We start from the raw sequence: 16,188 nt of genomic DNA, 5'->3' as shown, positions 1-16,188 counted from the left end.
GGTTCATTAAAATACCTGTCCGGAAGAGGAGAAGCACATGGAACCTGAAAATCGTATATCGAATAAAGCCTTGACCGTGTGGAAAATCAGTGGTCTTATAAGCTGTTCAATAACTTGGATGATAAGCATCGCCGTACTCGTGCTTACAATCATATTTGATTGGACATATTGGGTGTTTGGAGCATTGATCATGATTTCGATCATTCAATCCTATCTGGCCATTTTTCTGATTCCATCGGTGAAATGGAAAAGGTGGCGTTACGAAGTAAGAAATACCGAAATTGATATCCAAAGCGGTATTTTCGTCATTAAAAGAACACTCATACCCATGATTAGGGTTCAGCATGTTGAAACGAAGCAAGGGCCATTATTAAGAAAATACGATTTAGCCTCCGTTGAAATTTCAACTGCAGCGACCCTTCATGTTATCCCTGCCCTGGACCTGGCAGAGGCGGATGAATTGCGGCACTATATTTCCAGGATGGCAAGTGTGGAGGAAGAAGATGTCTGAACCTAAAAGGCTGCACCCCATAGCTGTATTGCTTAACATAATCAAATCGATTAAGGAGTTAGTCATCCCTTTTTTATTAGTGGTCGTCATTCCTGGGAAGAATGAAGGGATTCCTGGGTGGATACAACCGCTGGTCATAGCAGTCATTATATTTTTTATTATAGGCAATGCATTCCTTCAATGGTTACGCTTTACATATCGCATGGAAGAGGGCGAATTCAGAATTGAGTCCGGGGTATTCGTTAGGAAGAAACGTTATATAAAGTTTGATCGGATTCATAGCATAGATATTTCGGAGGGCATCATCCAGCGGATATTCAGCCTGGTGAAGTTGAATATTGAAACGGCAGGCGGTTCTCAAGCCGATGCAGTATTATCAGCCATATGCAAAAATGATGCAGATCGAATCAATTCTTTTATTAGTGAGGAAAAAAATGCAAAAAATCCTTTTGATAAAGATGAAGTGGAGGATGATGAATATACAGCAAAATCGTCTGCCGTTTTTAAGCAGACGCTGCCGCAACTATTTGTTATGGCTGCCACTTCGGGTGCGGTAGGCGTCTTCCTATCTGGGGCAATCGCATTTATTTCACAGTTCGATGAAATGATACCTTTTGAAAGAATATTTAAGGATTATGAAGATTTTATTGAAATGGGGACCATCATCCTGACCTTGTTTGCCCTAGTTGCTTTATTGGTGGTTTATATACTGGCCACACTAAGCATGGTAATTAAATATGCATCCTTTACCGTGATGAAAACGGATGAGGAAATCGTTATTTCCAGAGGGCTTCTCGAGAAAAGGCAGCTGACAATCCCTATCCATAAAATACAAGGTATCCGGATCATGGAGAATTTGATTCGCAAGCCATTGGGCTTGGCGACGGTTTATATTGAGTATGCGGGAGGCAGTATGGAAGATAAAGAAAGTCTTTCGATCATGCTGTTCCCTTTAATCAGGAAGAAGCATTTACATGAAAAAATCCTGGAAGTTTTACCGGTTTATGAAACAACCACTGAGATGACACCGATACCTAAGCGTGCACTTTCCCGGTATATGTTTCGTAAGTTTCTATACCTCATCCCGATCATGGGTGCCTTGGTATGGTTTTTCAGACCTTGGGGTTACCTTTCCCTATTGCTTGTACCGTTGGCGATTTTTTGGGCTTACATGCAATATAGAGATGCAGGATGGAGTATAGAAGGGAATTTGTTGCTATTGAGCAGCCGTTTTTTCTCGAAGCAAACATTGATCATGCAGAGAAGCAGAATTCAATCAATCTCATATAAAAAAAGTTGGTTTCAGAATCGAAAAGAGTTAGCTACGATTTCAGCATCGATTAAATCAGGAATCACCTCCCGGGTCGGCTTGGTTGCTGATGTGGAGGAAAAGGATTGCCTAATAATTAAATCCTGGTATTTACCTAAAAAAGCAGTCGACTCCCAATGATTTAGAGGAAGAGTCGGCTGTTTGTCCTACCATTTTTTTCTTAAGTATAAGGGAGCTGTTAAAAAGCCGGTTGCCAGTCCGGCCAAATGACCGACAACGTTGACCTGCGGTTGAATGAAAGTCATGATAACGGCAATTCCGGTCAGGGTATATACTGTATTTCTTTCATTGTTCGTAAAATTGGTTTTATTGAACAGGACAAGATATAGAAAGAATCCGAGTAAACCAAAGATTGCTCCGCTAGCACCTATGTGGTTATATGTCAGTGGGTTAATTAGGAAGGTTGCGATATTGGCAAGGAGTCCTGTCGATAAAAAGAAGATTGAAAACTTGACGGTGCCAAGTAATTTCTCAAGGAATGGACCAAAGATGGCAAGTGAGAATCCGTTAAACAGTAAATGTGTAAACGTGCTATGTAGAAAGATGGGGGTGATCAAACGCCACCATTGTCCATCAGCGATGTATAGGTTAACACCTGTGCCATAATAAAAGAGTACATTGCCGGGAAATATGGGGAAAAGGACGAGAACGAATGCGATCATCATAATGAGGATGAGCGCAGTTACAGCTCGATATGAATTTGCGTATTCGCGAAAGCCTTCTGTTCTTGTAAACATAAATTCCTCCTTATTATCGTTGTTAATTAGATACAATATTATCATTTGCGGGTAAAAGAGTCCTCCTAATGATATGCAACTTATTAAATGAATAGAAGAGGTGTCAAAGTGATTAAAGGTATAGGCGTGGACATTACTGAGTTGGCTAGAATGGAAACATTGATTAATCGGCAACCCCGTTTAAAGGAGCGTATATTAACGGAAAGTGAAATCCTGATTTTCGAAAAGTTAAATGGAAGAAGGAAGGTCGAGTATTTTGCTGGGCGTTTTGCGGCAAAGGAGGCCTTTTCAAAAGCGAACGGTACAGGAATCGGTAAGCACTTATCCTTTTTGGATATTGAAGTCATCTCGGATGATAAAGGAAAGCCGGTGATTTCGAAGCCGTTTTCTGAAGGGGTCCATCTTTCGATTAGCCACAGCAGGGATTATGCGGTTGCGCAAGTCATAATTGAAGGGTGAATGGAGTTTTGTCCAATCGGGTCATAAACCTTAAGGTTGTCTCATATACATTTAGTGCTATAGGGAGACAAGGCCCGGTAAAAGGTACATGGCAGAGTAGGTGCTCTCGAAAAGTTTTTAGCCGGATCTTAGATGGATCCGTGTCTAAAATACTGAGGAATCTAAGACATCAGTCGAGCCAATGTCCGGATCCTGCCTTTTCCTCTCCCTTTTACGTTCAAATGACAAAAAGGGGTTGAAAAGATGAAGAAGATGGTAATGCTTTTTGCAGGGATCATGCTCTTGCTTGCTCTTTCTGCTTGCGGCCAAAAATCACAGAGTGACGTAGTGAGTGAATTGAATGAGAAGCTTGGCGAAATGAAAGGATATAAAGCTAACGCGAAGATGACATTAAAGATGGGGACGGAACCTCAAGTGTATAATGTGGAGATATGGCATAAAGACCCCTCTTTTTACCGCGTAAACCTGAAAAACGAAGAGAAGGATCAAAGCCAGATGATATTGAAAAATGATGATGGTGTATATGTTTTGACGCCTGCTTTGAATAAAAGTTTTAAATTTCAAAGCGAGTGGCCGGAGAACAGCAGTCAGGCCTATTTGTTCGAATCGTTGGTGAAAGACATTACGGAAGATAAAAGTGCGACATATAAAGAAACGGATAAACATTATGTCTTTGAAACGAAGACACGCTACCAAAACAATAAAATGTTGCCATATCAAGAGATTACTATAAACAAAAAGGATTTATCCCCAGTCAGTGTAAAAGTCATGGACCCCGATAAGACTGCATTGGTTCTTGTTGAATTCTCAAAAGTTAAATTTGATACGACTTTTGATAAAGATTCATTTGATATGAAGAAAAACATGACAAGTGCACAACTTGAAGCGCCTGTTATGGCAGAAGTCCAAAATGAGGGGTTCGCGGTGAAATACCCTGAAAATATTGGTGATATGAATTTAACGGAAGAAAAAGAAATTACGACGGAAAAGGGAGAACGTGTCGTACTGACCTATGAGGGTACAAAAAGCTTTACACTGGTCCAGGAAAAGGCCGAGGTAGTTCAAACATCCGTTTCGACGAATGTAAATGGAGAACCGGTTGATTTGGGTTATACTGTCGGAGCCATGACAGGAAATACGATTGCATGGACTTTTGAAGGTGTCGATTATATGCTTGCATCAAAGGATTTGACACAGGAAGAAATGATAGAAGTCGCCCGTTCGGTTGGGGAAGATCCAGTCAAATAAGGATTACATAACAAGCTGATGTTCCCCGTCTCCTTATGAAGGTTTCTTCTAGGCAGGATAGGCGGGGAAGCGGCTTGTTGACATTTTTAATCCTTCCATTCGATTTAGGCTGGTATCAGGGTAAATTAGAATCAAGGTGAAAAAGCACTTTATATTTCTAGCTGTTGGTTATAGAATGGTCCTATAACTTCGCTACTGGGAAGAATCTTATTGTGTGTGTAGGAAAGAAGGAAAAGGTCTTGGAAACGAAAACATTTCATCGAGATACATGGGCAGAAGTAGATTTGGATAATATTTTTGAAAATATTTCTTCAATGAAAAAAACTTTAAGAAAAGGTGTTAGTCTTTTCGCTGTCGTTAAAGCGAATGCTTATGGACACGGGGACTATGAAGTGGCTAAAACGGCGCTTGAAGCGGGGGCGGATTTTTTAAGTGTCGCTTTTTTGGACGAAGCTCTCGCCTTGCGGAAAAAGGGAATATTGGCTCCGATTCTTGTACTTGGTGCATCGAGGCCTGAAAGTGCAGCGCTTGCTGCCGAGCATGGGATTTCCTTGACGGTTTTTGATGCAGCATGGTTGGAGAAGGCAAAAGATTTGTTGAAACCGGGACAAGTTTTGCAGACCCATGTAAAAGTGGATAGCGGCATGGGGAGAATCGGGATTCGGGATAAAGACCAACTCATGAAAGTGGAAAGTTTGCTGGATAGGGAAGCTTGTTTCAATTTCCAAGGGATATTCACTCATTTCGCGACAGCGGATGAAATAAAGACCGACTTTTATGAAACGCAGCTTGCTTTCTTTAAAGGGATGCTTTCCGAATTGACCACAGAGCCGGAATATATTCATGCAGCCAATAGTGCAGCTTCTTTAAGGTTTACCGACCTTGAATGGAATGCGATAAGAATGGGGATTTCCATGTATGGTTTGAGTCCTTCCATGGAAATGAAGCCGATATTGCCATTTCCATTAAAGCAGGCTCTATCATTGAGAACGAAGATGGTCGCGGTTAAACAGCTTGCCAAGGGTGAAAGTGTTAGCTATGGGGCGACTTATACGGCTGAAGATGATGAATGGATCGGGACTTTGCCAATCGGTTATGCTGACGGCTGGATCCGTAAGCTGCAAGGTCAGGAAGTTCTTGTGGATGGAAAAAGAGTACCCATAGTCGGAAGGATTTGCATGGATCAATGCATGATCAAGCTGCCTGGACCATACCCTGTAGGAACAGAGGTTACATTAATGGGGAATGATGGGGATGAATCGATTACTGTCGATGAGATAGCGGCAAAACTTGAGACGATCAACTATGAGGTAACATGTATGATAGGAGCAAGAGTGCCCCGCATATATATTAAAGACAATCAGGTGAATCATGTACGCAACTTCATTTTGGAATGACCGGATTGTAAAAAAATCCTAAGATTGTGAATAAGATTTCCTTTATTATGCTGATAATAAGATTTAGAATAGAATATACTCTTTGCAGATAGGCAATTTAATGGTAATATTGAAAAGGATATATAATAAAGGTGTGTAGTGATGGTGGAGGTGTATGTTTGTGTCTGAATCCAGCGCAACAAGAGAGATATTAATTCGATTACCTCAAAATTTTTTAACAGAGTTAGATGGGTATGCGAGTGAGGAAAATGTGAATCGCAGTGAATTTATTTATCGTGCCACAAAAATGTATCTTCGCGAACGTAAAAAGAAAGAGTTTCGTGAATCGATGAAACGCGGTTATATTGAAATGGCGGCCATTAATTTAACGATTGCTTCTGAAGCCTTCCAGGCTGAATTCGAGGCTGGTCATTGCGTTGAACGATTAGTTAGCGGAGGCTGAGCCATTGATTGTTGTTAAGCGTGGTGACGTATACTTCGCAGACCTTTCCCCGGTGGTTGGTTCAGAGCAGGGTGGGACCCGTCCGGTACTAATTTTACAAAACGATATTGGTAATCGCTTTAGTCCGACTGTGATCGTGGCAGCCATTACAGCTCAAATTCAAAAAGCGAAATTGCCTACACATGTTGAGATTAATGCAAAAAAGTACGGATTCGAGCGAGATTCCGTTATTTTATTGGAACAGATCCGGACAATTGATAAGCAGCGTTTAACTGATAAAATTACGCATCTTGACGAACCGATGATGCAAAAAGTCAATGAAGCTTTACAAATTAGTTTGGGCCTCATTGAGTTTTAAAGAAAATTTTTCCCGTTAAACCGGGCGTTATTATAATACAAATCATTCTTGATGCAAATTAGATGGCACGATTCCTGCAAATGCGGGAATCGTGTTTTTTTGTGGAATAACATGAACATATGTCTAAAAAGTATCAGCAGGAAATATGAAAAAATTGACGAATAAAAACATTATACAGTTAGATATGGAATAGAACGTTCATTGTTTATAGAATCTCCCCAACTTTTTTTAAATTGATGTTTTTCTTACTTGAATTTTGGGTATGTAGTTATGTTGTAAATACTTAAAAAAGCAAAAGTGTAACTCGAAGAAAATCCAGTTGGGATAAGATTACAGTTCGTTAACATCCTTGTGACGAGGACAGGGAAACATAGCAATTGTGTTAGAATGGGAGGATATTATGAATCAATTGGTGTACGATTTTATTAAGCAAAATCAAGATTACATCCTTACTGAGTGGATGGGCATCATGAAGGAAAGTACGGACGAAAGATTAATTAAAGTCGTTTCAGATCGAATGTTCACGCAAACGAGCAGTGAATTTATAGATATGATCATCACGAACGTTGATAGTAAAAACAAGGAATTCACACTGAAGCTTTCTGATTTTGCCGAGAAAGTCGTCCAATTGGGATGGCCTCTTACTTTCGTCAATGAAGGACTTCATAAATTCACTTTAATTGTCATTAATGGAATGGTGGAAAAGGGTTTGGTTACTCCTGATAATCAAGTCAATCTTGTTAACCATTTGGATAAATGGGCCACACCGATAAATAATGAAATAGTTAATATATATACTCAAACTTGGGAAAGAACGGTTTCCATGCAAAAAATAGCGTTGCAAGAACTTTCGGCTCCTCTCATTCCTGTATTGGAAGGCATTACGGTAATGCCGCTGATTGGTACGATTGATACGGAACGTGCCAAACAGATAATGGAAAACCTGTTGACTGGCGTGGTTAAGCATAGATCCGAAGTTGTTCTCATTGATATTACGGGCGTGCCGGTAGTGGATACCATGGTTGCCCATCATATCATTCAAGCTGCGGAAGCGGTCCGATTGGTGGGCGCCAAATGTATACTTTGCGGCATCCGCCCTGAAATAGCCCAAACCATAGTTAATCTTGGAATTAATTTAAATGAAGTGATTACAAAAAATACATTGAAAAAAGGGATAGAGGTTGCGTTGGAATTAACGAGCCGTAAGATCGTAAAGGTGGAGGGATAAGTATGAGGATTCCGATATTAAAGCTTTATGACTGCTTGTTAGTCTCTATACAGTGGGAATTGGATGATGTGACAGCCCTTCAATTTCAAGAGGATTTACTGCATAAGATTCATGAAACAAGCGCGAATGGCGTTGTTATAGATATTACCTCGATAGACTTTATTGATTCTTTTATCGCAAAGGTATTAGGCGATGTCTTTAGCATGTCTAAGCTTATGGGGGCCAAAGTTGTAATTACGGGAATCCAGCCTGCTGTTGCCATAACATTAATTGAACTGGGAATTAGTCTCGAAGATGTTCTGACAGCATTAGATTTAGAGAAAGGCCTGGAGAAATTACAACAGGAATTGGGGGATTAAAGAATGGAGTTCCAATCCTGCGTGAAAATCATAAATGAATGGGACATCGTAGCTGCAAGGCAGCTCGGAAGAAATGTCGCTAAAGAGTTGGGTTTCGGTACTGTAGACCAGGCCAGGATCACGACGGCCATTAGCGAATTGGCCCGAAACATATACCTATATGCTGGACAAGGCAGTGTTAGCATAGAAAAGCTAAATATAAATGGGAAGTCAGGATTGAAAATCATTGCAGAGGACCAAGGGCCGGGAATTGAGGATATCCGCAGAGTCATGGAAGATGGATATACCACCTCGGGAGGACTGGGCGCAGGACTTCCTGGAGCCAAACGTTTAATGGATGACTTTGATATCGAATCGATACCAGGTGAAGGGACTAAGATTATCGCTACGAAATGGCTCCGTTAGGGGGGGACTATGGATATTAGGGAGAACATGGAGAAAAAGTATCATGAGGCGCTTTCTACTTATCTTAAAGACCAAAATGAGCAGGCACTCTACCAAGGGCAAAAGATTAGTCGCCTACATATCAAATACAATATATCTCCAGAAGAAATCATCAGTATGCATAAAAATAACTTGATGGAACTCTACCCGGAATTACCGGGTAATGTATTGGATTCTTTCGATTTTCTGCTAGAAGTCATGATGGGCTACGGCATTGCATACCGTGAACATCAAAGCCTTAGACATCAGCAGCAGGAACTGAAAACGGAAATCGAGATAGCGGCAAACGTTCAACATACTCTTTTGGAAACGAAGATTCCTGATATCAAAGCTCTTGAAATTGGAGCGATCAGTGTTCCGGCAAGGCAGATGAATGGGGATTACTATCACTTCGTCCAAGATGAAAATGAGCGGATAGGGGTAGGGATAGCCGATGTCATTGGTAAAGGGATCCCTGCTGCATTGTGCATGTCTATGATCAAATATGCGATGGACAGTCTTCCGGAGCATCGTCATGAACCGAATAGTGTGCTTGAGAGTTTGAACCGTGTTGTGGAGCATAATGTGGATCCAAGCATGTTCATTACCATGTTCTATGGCTTATATGATCCGCATGACAGGCAGTTTTCCTATGCCTCAGCCGGACATGAACCTGGTTTTTACTATGACGCGGCAACGGGCACTTTTAGCGATTTGGATGCAAAGGGTTTGTTGCTTGGAGTCGATAAAAAAACAAGGTATCGCCAATATGAAAAAACGGTGAAACCTGGAGACATGATCATTTTATTATCTGACGGAGTAACGGAGTGCCGAACGAATGATGGGTTCATAGAAAGGGAAACACTTATTGGCTACATTAAAAAGAATATGCATTTGCAAGCCCAGGAAATGGTGAATAATATATACAAACAATTGGAGAAAATGCAGAACTTCCAACTGAGGGATGATTTTACATTAATAATTTTAAAATCAAATGTTTAGTATCTTTTCTGCTGGGTATAGATATAGGAATGAAGAGGATTTGAAGAGGTGGGTCATTGATGAATATAACGGTAGATGTTAATGAATTAAATTCTGATTTTATTGTAAAACTGAAAGGTGAAATCGATGCATATACGGCACCGAAATTAAGAGAATCACTATTTCCGATTTCGGAGCAGGAAAATGTTTCGATTACTATTGATTTAACTGAAGTTTCTTATATGGATAGTACGGGGCTTGGGGTGTTTGTCGGTGCTTTCAAAAGCGTAAGGGCACATAATGGCGAATTCACTTTAGTCGGCTTATCAGAAAGGCTACGACGTTTATTTGATATAACAGGTCTTGCAGATATCATTGATATTAAAAGTGGTACAGAGGGTGGGTTAGAATGAGTCAAGTATATGATTACATCGAAATGAAAATACCTGCAAAACCAGAGTTCATCGGTGTCATTCGTTTAACGCTTTCTGGGATAGGAAGCCGGATGGGATTTGCATATGATGAAATTGAAGATTTGAAAATCGCTACCAGTGAGGCTTGTACAAATGCGGTGCAGCATGCATATAAAGATTCTGAAAAAGGTGAAGTGAAAGTAAGTTTCGGCCTTTATCCTGACCGGTTGGAGGTCATGGTTTCTGATAGTGGCAAGAGCTGTAATTTCGAAGAGGTTCGTCAAGGAATCGGTCCATACAAAAATGGACAAAAAGTCGAACTTTTGAGAGAAGGAGGCTTGGGTCTTTACCTTATTGAAACTCTGATGGATGATGTGAAAATTCATCAGCATGATGGGGTTACTGTATTTATGACTAAGTTTTTAGAAGGAGAGCAGGTGGAGATGGATGCAAAAACAGTCTCAACCTAACCAGGCACAAAAAGAACAGGTAAATGAATGGATTAGAGCTTACCAGCAGAATCAAGATGAGGAAGCACAGAGCAATCTAGTCATCCATTATAAAAGTTTGGTTGAAACAATCTCCCGTAAGTATGCGAAAGGGAAATCATTTCAGGAGGATATCTCCCAAGTCGGCATGATTGGTCTGTTAGGTGCCATTCGGCGATATGATGAATCTTTCGGGAAGAGCTTTGAGGCATTTGCTGTCCCTACCATAATCGGTGAAATCAAAAGGTTCCTGCGTGACAAAACATGGAGTGTCCATGTGCCGAGGAGAATTAAGGAACTTGGTCCGAAAATCAGGGTGACCGTCGAGGAATTAACTACAACCCTTCATCGTTCACCTAGAATAGATGAAATAGCCGATAGTATAGGTGTGACTGAAGAAGAAGTTTTAGAGGCGATGGAAATGGGAAAAAGCTATCAAGCTTTATCCGTGGATCATTCTATTGAGGCGGATTCTGATGGCGGTACTGTCACATTGCTTGATATATTCGGGAATGTCGATGAAGGTTTTGAAAAGGTCAATCAGAGACTTGTACTTGAAAAGGTGCTGCATGTGCTGAGTGACCGTGAAAAGATGATCATTCAACATACTTATTTAGAGAATTTAAGCCAGAAAGAAGCAGGCGATAAACTTGGGATTTCCCAAATGCATGTGTCAAGGCTCCAGCGCCGTGCGATCAAGAAACTTCAAGAAGCCATTAATGCAGAAAACTCGGAGTTAATTCAGTGATCAAAGATATTCTGAGGGGAGAAAAAATAGAAGTCATCGTCTCTCAATCGTCTAAAAACGGGATGGTTTATTGTGGTGATGATTACTTTTTTCTTCATACGAAAGAATACTTTGTCTGTGTACTGGCAGATGGTCTGGGCAGCGGGAAAAATGCTTACGATTCCTCCCATGCAGTCATCGAGGAAGTTAAACGCAATCATGAGTTGGATGTCGAATCACTAATGGCAGTGTGCAATCAAGCTTTGGTCGATAAGCGGGGAGCAGCCGTATCCATTTTGAAGATTTTTTATGACAAGAATGAATTTGTATACAGTTCAGTTGGTAACATCCGCTTTTTCCTGTATAATCCAAGTGACGATAAACTCGTTTATCCTTTACCTGTTACAGGGTATTTATCAGGAAGGAAACAAAAATACAGGACGCAGAGATACAAATATGAACCGAACGCAAAATTCATTCTTCATTCCGATGGTTTAGAACTTAAGGGAGCTAAATCTTTTTTGAAAAGGCTGGTCCCTATTGATAGGAACGCCCAATGTATATTAAAAAGCAGTCCATTAACTGCAGATGATACAACTTTCATTTTAGGAAGCTTACTTTCGCCGTAATTCGGAAGTAAGCTTTTTTGTATGGAATTCGCAACTTCATCACTCATTTGCTAGACTATATATATCAGATCAAAACGTTGGAGGTAAACATAATGATCGTTGTAGAAGATACATTAAAAGAATTGATTAAACAAATATCCAATGAGCTAACTTTGAAAAATCATCAAGTCCAAAACGTCATACAGATGCTTCAAGAGGGTAATACTGTCCCCTTTATTGCGCGGTATAGAAAAGAAATGACGGGTTCACTTGATGAAGTGCAGATTCGTTCCATTATGGAAAGATGGAACTATCTAGAAAACCTTGGCCAGAGGAAAGCGGAAGTTACGCGCTCGATTGCCGAACAGGGAAAATTGACGGAAGAATTAACAAGACAAATCAAAAAAGCGTCAAAATTGCAGGAAGTCGAGGATTTATACAGGCCATTCAAACAAAAAAGGAGAACGAAAGCGACAGTCGCTAAAGAAAAGGGTCTTGAACCATTGGCTAATTGGCTTTTGGAATGTCATATGCATGCTCGGGTCAGTGAAAAAGCTGCGGAATTCATATCGGCAGAAAAAGAAGTTTCATCTATCGAAGAGGCTATTACGGGAGCGCAGGATATCATAGCTGAACATATTTCCGATGATGCAGAATTAAGGAAGTGGATAAGGGCTGAAATTTTCAAAGCTGGAAAAGTGGTTTCAACTGTGAAGAATGAAGAGAAGGACGAGAAAAAAATCTTCGAGATGTACTATGAATATGAGGAGCCGGTTCAAAGAATCGTACCACATCGCGTGCTGGCACTGAATAGAGGGGAAAAGGAAGAGGTCTTACGAATCTCCATCCATCCTCGTACTGAAATCATCATTGGACATCTTGAACGGAAAATCATTAAAAATAACAAATCCGAAGCCCAAGTTGTTCTTAAATCTGCGATTGAGGATGGACTCAAACGTTTGATCATGCCTTCTGTAGAACGGGAAATCAGAAAAGAACTGACGGAAAAAGCTGAGGATCAAGCTATCCATATTTTCTCTGAAAACCTCCGGAACCTGCTCTTGCAGCCTCCGCTTAAAGGGAAAGTGGTCCTAGCCTTAGATCCGGCATACCGGACCGGGTGTAAGTTAGCTGTCATCGATGAAACCGGAAAGGTACTCGATATCAGTGTAATCTATCCGCATCCTCCTGCTGCGAAGCTTAATGCTGCCCGTGAAAAAACGATCGAAATACTTCAGCGGTTCTCGGTTGAGATCGTGGCAATCGGCAATGGAACGGCATCGCGTGAATCAGAGCAATTCATCGCAGATATTATAAAAGAAGTGAAAGGGAATATTTCATATATCATCGTTAATGAAGCGGGAGCCAGCGTGTATTCAGCCTCGGATATAGCCCGTGAAGAGTTTCCGGATCTTCAAGTGGAACAGAGAAGCGCAGTCTCGATAGGCAGAAGGCTTCAAGATCCCCTTGCCGAACTTGTTAAGATTGACCCCCAATCGGTGGGGGTAGGGCAGTATCAACATGATGTGTCCCAGAAAAAGTTAACGGAATCCCTCACCTTTGTAGTGGAAACAGCTGTTAACCAAGTGGGAGTGAATGTCAATACCGCTTCATCGTCACTATTGCAATATGTAGCTGGTTTATCAAAATCGGTTGCTCAAAATATTGTGAAGAAAAGGGAAGAGGAAGGGAAGTTTTCAAGCAGGAAGGAATTAAAGAAAATTCCCCGGCTTGGTGCCAAAACGTATGAACAATGTATAGGGTTCTTACGTATCATTAATGGAGATGAACCTTTGGATCAAACCGCGATACACCCAGAGAACTATAGTGCCGTGAATAAATTATTGAAGAAAATGGGATTTGCATCTGAAGATTTAGGCAGTGATGCACTAAAAGAAGAGTTAGGTAAACTAAACCCGGCTGATTTGGTCGATGAATTGGAAATTGGGGAAATTACGATTAAAGATATCATAGATGATTTGATGAAACCGGGAAGAGATCCTCGCGATGAATTATCAAAACCACTGCTTAAGCAGGATGTTCTAAAAATGGAGGATCTGCAAACTGGGATGGAATTACAAGGTACTGTGAGGAATGTTGTGGATTTCGGTGCGTTTGTGGACATCGGTGTCAAACAGGATGGACTTGTGCATATTTCTAAACTGAGCAACCGGTTTGTAAAACACCCATTGGATGTAGTTGCTGTTGGGGATGTTGTGACGGTTTGGGTCGAACTGGTTGACCCCAAAAAGCAAAGGGTATCTTTAACGATGCTAGAGCCAAAGGATCAAAACTAGCCTATGGTAAGCTCCTTCTATATTAGAAGGGGTTTTTTTTGAAGCGATGTATTTATATTAGTTGAATCTATACCCTGAGGCTTTCTTTCTTTTGATAAAAAAACCAACATTGATTCAACATCTTCACTTGATAATAATCCTTTTCATAAAAGGCTTTGCGGATTTGATTCTGGAACCAATTAGGCATAGCTTTTCCTCCCTTAGTTTCCTATTGTATTATTAGTCTATGTTATAATGGGTTGTCATGTTACCAAAGAAAGGGAGGGGGAAATGGATAATCGGCAATTGCAAAGACTAGTAGAAGAAATTTCGATGAAAGACTTTAAAAAGGCCTTTAAACACAAAGCCAGTTTTAATCCGCGCCTCCGAACAACAGGGGGACGATACTTGCTCCGCTCACACAATATAGAAATCAATAAGAAGTATCTTGATGAACGCGGTGTGGAAGAAATGATTGGAATCATTAAGCATGAATTGTGTCATTATCATTTGCACATCGAGAAGAAAGGGTACCAGCATCGTGATGCGGACTTTAAGCATTTACTCAAAAAAGTGGGGGCACCAAGATTTTGCGAGCCGCTGCCATCTAACCAATTAAAGAAAAAGATGAATACTATTCAATATAAATGTAAAGACTGTCATCAGGTATATTTAAGAAAAAAACGAATCGACACTACCCGTTTCGTGTGCGGTAAATGTCGTGGATCATTGATTTACCAAGGGTTTAAGGAGTGAATTACAAAAATATAAAAAAACGCAAAAGAACTCTTGACTTTAAGTTGTAACCTCTTTATAATCATAAGAGTCGACAAGATAACAACTTGTCTTAACGACAAACACTAAGGTCCTTGAGCGTGAAAAAAGGAACCCAATTTTCATTATTCCGCAGTAGCTCAGTGGTAGAGCATTCGGCTGTTAACCGAACGGTCGTAGGTTCGAGTCCTACCTGCGGAGCCATTTTTTTGGGGAAGTACTCAAGAGGCTGAAGAGGCGCCCCTGCTAAGGGTGTAGGTCGCGTAAGCGGCGCGAGGGTTCAAATCCCTCCTTCTCCGCCAGTTACACATTTTATCAAGGCCCATTGGTCAAGCGGTTAAGACACCGCCCTTTCACGGCGGTAACACGGGTTCGAATCCCGTATGGGTCACTTTCTTATCATAATGCTGGTCCCGTGGTGTAGCGGTTAACATGCCTGCCTGTCACGCAGGAGATCGCGGGTTCGATTCCCGTCGGGACCGCCATTTTTTTTAAAAAACACTTGCTAAAATAATATTATCGTGATATAATATTATCCTGGCTGTTAATTAGTAATTTTTTATTGGGCTATAGCCAAGCGGTAAGGCAACGGATTTTGATTCCGTCATGCGAAGGTTCGATCCCTTCTAGCCCAGCCATTTTATTCAGAGCCATTAGCTCAGTTGGTAGAGCATCTGACTTTTAATCAGAGGGTCGAAGGTTCGAATCCTTCATGGCTCACCATTTATTTTCGCGGGTGTGGCGGAATTGGCAGACGCACCAGACTTAGGATCTGGCGCCGCAAGGCGTGGGGGTTCAAGTCCCTTCACCCGCACTTATATTTTTCTTCTTGACATCAAGTTGAAAAGGTGTTAGACTTACAAAGTCGCTTTCGCGGTCGTGGCGGAATGGCAGACGCGCTAGGTTGAGGGCCTAGTGGGGGAAACCCCGTGGAGGTTCGACTCCTCTCGGCCGCACCAATAACATCATAGAAATCGCGCCCGTAGCTCAATTGGATAGAGCATCTGACTACGAATCAGAAGGTTGTAGGTTCGACTCCCGCCGGGCGCACCATATTTTACGGGAAGTAGCTCAGCTTGGTAGAGCACTTGGTTTGGGACCAAGGGGTCGCAGGTTCGAATCCTGTCTTCCCGACCATTCTTTCTGGAAATAATTCAAAATTAAATGCGGGTGTAGTTTAGTGGTAAAACCTCAGCCTTCCAAGCTGATGATGAGAGTTCGATTCTCTTCACCCGCTCCATTATTGCTCTTTGAAAACTGAACAAAACAAAGCGCCAACGTTAAATTTTAAGTGAGCACACACTATCAAAAAAGCGAATGAGCAAGTCAAACACTTCTTCGGAGAGTTTGATCCTGGCTCAGGACGAACGCTGGCGGCGTGCCTAATACATGCAAGTCGAGCGAATCGACGGGAGCTTGCTCCCTGAGA

Annotated in this window: 19 protein-coding genes, 11 tRNA genes and 1 rRNA gene; 29 read left to right on the top strand and 2 right to left on the bottom strand. The window is 41.3% G+C overall.

Annotated elements, in window-relative coordinates; translation table 11 throughout:
- Positions 1-37 precede the first annotated feature (37 nt).
- Both ACQKNS_RS26995 and ACQKNS_RS26990 read left to right on the top strand, forming a co-directional pair.
- Complete coding sequence (locus ACQKNS_RS26995) at positions 38-511, top strand: PH domain-containing protein (protein ID WP_427646260.1); 474 nt, start codon at positions 38-40, stop codon at positions 509-511.
- Complete coding sequence (locus tag ACQKNS_RS26990; protein WP_427646258.1) at positions 504-1,961, top strand: PH domain-containing protein; 1,458 nt, start codon at positions 504-506, stop codon at positions 1,959-1,961. Before ACQKNS_RS26995 ends, ACQKNS_RS26990 begins: the two co-directional genes overlap by 8 nt.
- Before the next feature lie 26 nt (positions 1,962-1,987).
- Here ACQKNS_RS26990 and ACQKNS_RS26985 read toward each other — a convergent pair whose 3' ends face one another.
- Positions 1,988-2,578: a rhomboid family intramembrane serine protease gene (locus ACQKNS_RS26985; protein WP_427646255.1), complete on the bottom strand. Its 591-nt coding sequence runs from the start codon at positions 2,576-2,578 to the stop codon at positions 1,988-1,990.
- Positions 2,579-2,686: 108 nt separating this feature from the next.
- Between ACQKNS_RS26985 and acpS the strand changes: the two genes are divergently transcribed.
- The 14 genes from acpS (at position 2,687) to ACQKNS_RS26915 (ending at position 14,006) form a co-directional block, all read left to right on the top strand.
- Positions 2,687-3,037, top strand: a complete 351-nt coding sequence (gene acpS / locus ACQKNS_RS26980; protein ID WP_427646253.1) for a holo-ACP synthase — start codon at positions 2,687-2,689, stop codon at positions 3,035-3,037.
- 243 nt (positions 3,038-3,280) lie between these two features.
- The gene (locus ACQKNS_RS26975) at positions 3,281-4,285 is read left to right on the top strand and encodes a LolA family protein (RefSeq protein ID WP_076373138.1); all 1,005 of its coding nucleotides are present in this window, start codon (positions 3,281-3,283) and stop codon (positions 4,283-4,285) included.
- Between the two features lie 239 nt (positions 4,286-4,524).
- On the top strand, positions 4,525-5,682 hold the full coding sequence (alr, locus tag ACQKNS_RS26970) for an alanine racemase (RefSeq protein ID WP_427646252.1): 1,158 nt from the start codon (positions 4,525-4,527) through the stop codon (positions 5,680-5,682).
- 160 nt (positions 5,683-5,842) lie between these two features.
- Positions 5,843-6,124 (top strand): CopG family ribbon-helix-helix protein, encoded by a 282-nt coding sequence (locus ACQKNS_RS26965; RefSeq protein WP_034306380.1) that lies wholly within the window; start codon positions 5,843-5,845, stop codon positions 6,122-6,124.
- A gap of 7 nt (positions 6,125-6,131) precedes the next feature.
- Positions 6,132-6,482, top strand: coding sequence for a type II toxin-antitoxin system PemK/MazF family toxin (locus ACQKNS_RS26960; RefSeq protein WP_034306610.1), 351 nt, complete (start codon positions 6,132-6,134; stop codon positions 6,480-6,482).
- A gap of 400 nt (positions 6,483-6,882) precedes the next feature.
- Positions 6,883-7,710 (top strand): RsbT co-antagonist protein RsbRA, encoded by an 828-nt coding sequence (locus tag ACQKNS_RS26955; RefSeq protein WP_048682050.1) that lies wholly within the window; start codon positions 6,883-6,885, stop codon positions 7,708-7,710.
- 2 nt (positions 7,711-7,712) lie between these two features.
- Positions 7,713-8,069, top strand: coding sequence for an STAS domain-containing protein (locus ACQKNS_RS26950; protein ID WP_076373142.1), 357 nt, complete (start codon positions 7,713-7,715; stop codon positions 8,067-8,069).
- Between the two features lie 3 nt (positions 8,070-8,072).
- A complete protein-coding gene (locus ACQKNS_RS26945; RefSeq protein WP_048682056.1) occupies positions 8,073-8,474 on the top strand; it encodes an anti-sigma regulatory factor in 402 nt (133 codons plus the stop codon).
- A 9-nt stretch (positions 8,475-8,483) separates the two neighbouring features.
- Positions 8,484-9,494, top strand: a complete 1,011-nt coding sequence (locus ACQKNS_RS26940; protein ID WP_427646250.1) for a PP2C family protein-serine/threonine phosphatase — start codon at positions 8,484-8,486, stop codon at positions 9,492-9,494.
- Between the two features lie 59 nt (positions 9,495-9,553).
- Positions 9,554-9,886, top strand: a complete 333-nt coding sequence (locus ACQKNS_RS26935; protein WP_427646249.1) for an anti-sigma factor antagonist — start codon at positions 9,554-9,556, stop codon at positions 9,884-9,886.
- Entirely contained in the window at positions 9,883-10,356 is a 474-nt protein-coding gene (rsbW, locus tag ACQKNS_RS26930) for an anti-sigma B factor RsbW (protein ID WP_427646247.1), read from the top strand. The genes ACQKNS_RS26935 and rsbW overlap by 4 nt, the downstream gene beginning before the upstream one ends.
- The gene (gene sigB, locus ACQKNS_RS26925) at positions 10,334-11,122 is read left to right on the top strand and encodes an RNA polymerase sigma factor SigB (protein ID WP_328136381.1); all 789 of its coding nucleotides are present in this window, start codon (positions 10,334-10,336) and stop codon (positions 11,120-11,122) included. Before rsbW ends, sigB begins: the two co-directional genes overlap by 23 nt.
- The gene (locus ACQKNS_RS26920; protein ID WP_427646246.1) at positions 11,119-11,730 is read left to right on the top strand and encodes a PP2C family serine/threonine-protein phosphatase; all 612 of its coding nucleotides are present in this window, start codon (positions 11,119-11,121) and stop codon (positions 11,728-11,730) included. The genes sigB and ACQKNS_RS26920 overlap by 4 nt, the downstream gene beginning before the upstream one ends.
- Positions 11,731-11,822: 92 nt before the next feature.
- Positions 11,823-14,006 carry a Tex family protein gene (locus ACQKNS_RS26915; protein WP_427646244.1) on the top strand — a complete coding sequence of 728 codons (2,184 nt, stop codon included), beginning with the start codon at positions 11,823-11,825 and terminating at the stop codon, positions 14,004-14,006.
- Positions 14,007-14,073: 67 nt separating this feature from the next.
- On the opposite strand, the gene cmpA is transcribed toward ACQKNS_RS26915, so the two are convergent.
- Positions 14,074-14,193: a cortex morphogenetic protein CmpA gene (gene cmpA, locus ACQKNS_RS26910; protein ID WP_098372179.1), complete on the bottom strand. Its 120-nt coding sequence runs from the start codon at positions 14,191-14,193 to the stop codon at positions 14,074-14,076.
- 83 nt (positions 14,194-14,276) lie between these two features.
- On the opposite strand from cmpA, the gene ACQKNS_RS26905 reads away from it, so the two are divergent.
- The 13 genes from ACQKNS_RS26905 to ACQKNS_RS26845 all read left to right on the top strand — a co-directional run.
- Entirely contained in the window at positions 14,277-14,741 is a 465-nt protein-coding gene (locus tag ACQKNS_RS26905; protein WP_427646242.1) for a SprT family protein, read from the top strand.
- 147 nt (positions 14,742-14,888) lie between these two features.
- A tRNA-Asn gene (locus ACQKNS_RS26900) sits at positions 14,889-14,963 on the top strand.
- Positions 14,964-14,970: 7 nt separating this feature from the next.
- Positions 14,971-15,061 (top strand) — tRNA-Ser (locus tag ACQKNS_RS26895).
- Positions 15,062-15,078: 17 nt separating this feature from the next.
- Positions 15,079-15,150, top strand: a tRNA-Glu gene (locus ACQKNS_RS26890).
- Between the two features lie 18 nt (positions 15,151-15,168).
- A tRNA-Asp gene (locus tag ACQKNS_RS26885) sits at positions 15,169-15,244 on the top strand.
- Between the two features lie 78 nt (positions 15,245-15,322).
- Positions 15,323-15,397, top strand: a tRNA-Gln gene (locus ACQKNS_RS26880).
- A gap of 9 nt (positions 15,398-15,406) precedes the next feature.
- Positions 15,407-15,482 (top strand) — tRNA-Lys (locus tag ACQKNS_RS26875).
- Positions 15,483-15,491: 9 nt separating this feature from the next.
- Positions 15,492-15,573, top strand: a tRNA-Leu gene (locus tag ACQKNS_RS26870).
- A 59-nt stretch (positions 15,574-15,632) separates the two neighbouring features.
- Positions 15,633-15,718, top strand: a tRNA-Leu gene (locus ACQKNS_RS26865).
- A 17-nt stretch (positions 15,719-15,735) separates the two neighbouring features.
- Positions 15,736-15,812 (top strand) — tRNA-Arg (locus ACQKNS_RS26860).
- Between the two features lie 7 nt (positions 15,813-15,819).
- Positions 15,820-15,896: transfer RNA gene (locus ACQKNS_RS26855), tRNA-Pro, on the top strand.
- 29 nt (positions 15,897-15,925) lie between these two features.
- Positions 15,926-15,999: transfer RNA gene (locus ACQKNS_RS26850), tRNA-Gly, on the top strand.
- Positions 16,000-16,094: 95 nt separating this feature from the next.
- Positions 16,095-16,188 (top strand): 16S ribosomal RNA (locus ACQKNS_RS26845); the annotation flags it as partial.

Origin of the sequence: Peribacillus sp. NPDC094092, from assembly GCF_050279365.1 — a bacterium.
In the GTDB taxonomy this organism is placed as follows: domain Bacteria; phylum Bacillota; class Bacilli; order Bacillales; family DSM-1321; genus Peribacillus.
The sequence above is the reverse complement of the archived record's forward strand: the minus strand, read 5'-3'. Positions and strand labels throughout refer to the sequence as shown.

Bases quoted from the DNA above. Each gene is read 5' to 3' on its own strand.
- ACQKNS_RS26995 (WP_427646260.1), top strand. From the start codon at position 38: ATGGAACCTGAAAATCGTATATCGAATAAAGCCTTGACCGTGTGGAAA.
- ACQKNS_RS26990 (WP_427646258.1), top strand. From the start codon at position 504: ATGTCTGAACCTAAAAGGCTGCACCCCATAGCTGTATTGCTTAACATA.
- ACQKNS_RS26985 (WP_427646255.1), bottom strand. From the start codon at position 2,578: ATGTTTACAAGAACAGAAGGCTTTCGCGAATACGCAAATTCATATCGA.
- ACQKNS_RS26975 (WP_076373138.1), top strand. From the start codon at position 3,281: ATGAAGAAGATGGTAATGCTTTTTGCAGGGATCATGCTCTTGCTTGCT.
- ACQKNS_RS26955 (WP_048682050.1), top strand. From the start codon at position 6,883: ATGAATCAATTGGTGTACGATTTTATTAAGCAAAATCAAGATTACATC.
- ACQKNS_RS26950 (WP_076373142.1), top strand. From the start codon at position 7,713: ATGAGGATTCCGATATTAAAGCTTTATGACTGCTTGTTAGTCTCTATA.
- ACQKNS_RS26945 (WP_048682056.1), top strand. From the start codon at position 8,073: ATGGAGTTCCAATCCTGCGTGAAAATCATAAATGAATGGGACATCGTA.
- ACQKNS_RS26940 (WP_427646250.1), top strand. From the start codon at position 8,484: ATGGATATTAGGGAGAACATGGAGAAAAAGTATCATGAGGCGCTTTCT.
- ACQKNS_RS26935 (WP_427646249.1), top strand. From the start codon at position 9,554: ATGAATATAACGGTAGATGTTAATGAATTAAATTCTGATTTTATTGTA.
- rsbW (WP_427646247.1), top strand. From the start codon at position 9,883: ATGAGTCAAGTATATGATTACATCGAAATGAAAATACCTGCAAAACCA.
- sigB (WP_328136381.1), top strand. From the start codon at position 10,334: ATGCAAAAACAGTCTCAACCTAACCAGGCACAAAAAGAACAGGTAAAT.
- ACQKNS_RS26915 (WP_427646244.1), top strand. From the start codon at position 11,823: ATGATCGTTGTAGAAGATACATTAAAAGAATTGATTAAACAAATATCC.
- cmpA (WP_098372179.1), bottom strand. From the start codon at position 14,193: ATGCCTAATTGGTTCCAGAATCAAATCCGCAAAGCCTTTTATGAAAAG.
- ACQKNS_RS26905 (WP_427646242.1), top strand. From the start codon at position 14,277: ATGGATAATCGGCAATTGCAAAGACTAGTAGAAGAAATTTCGATGAAA.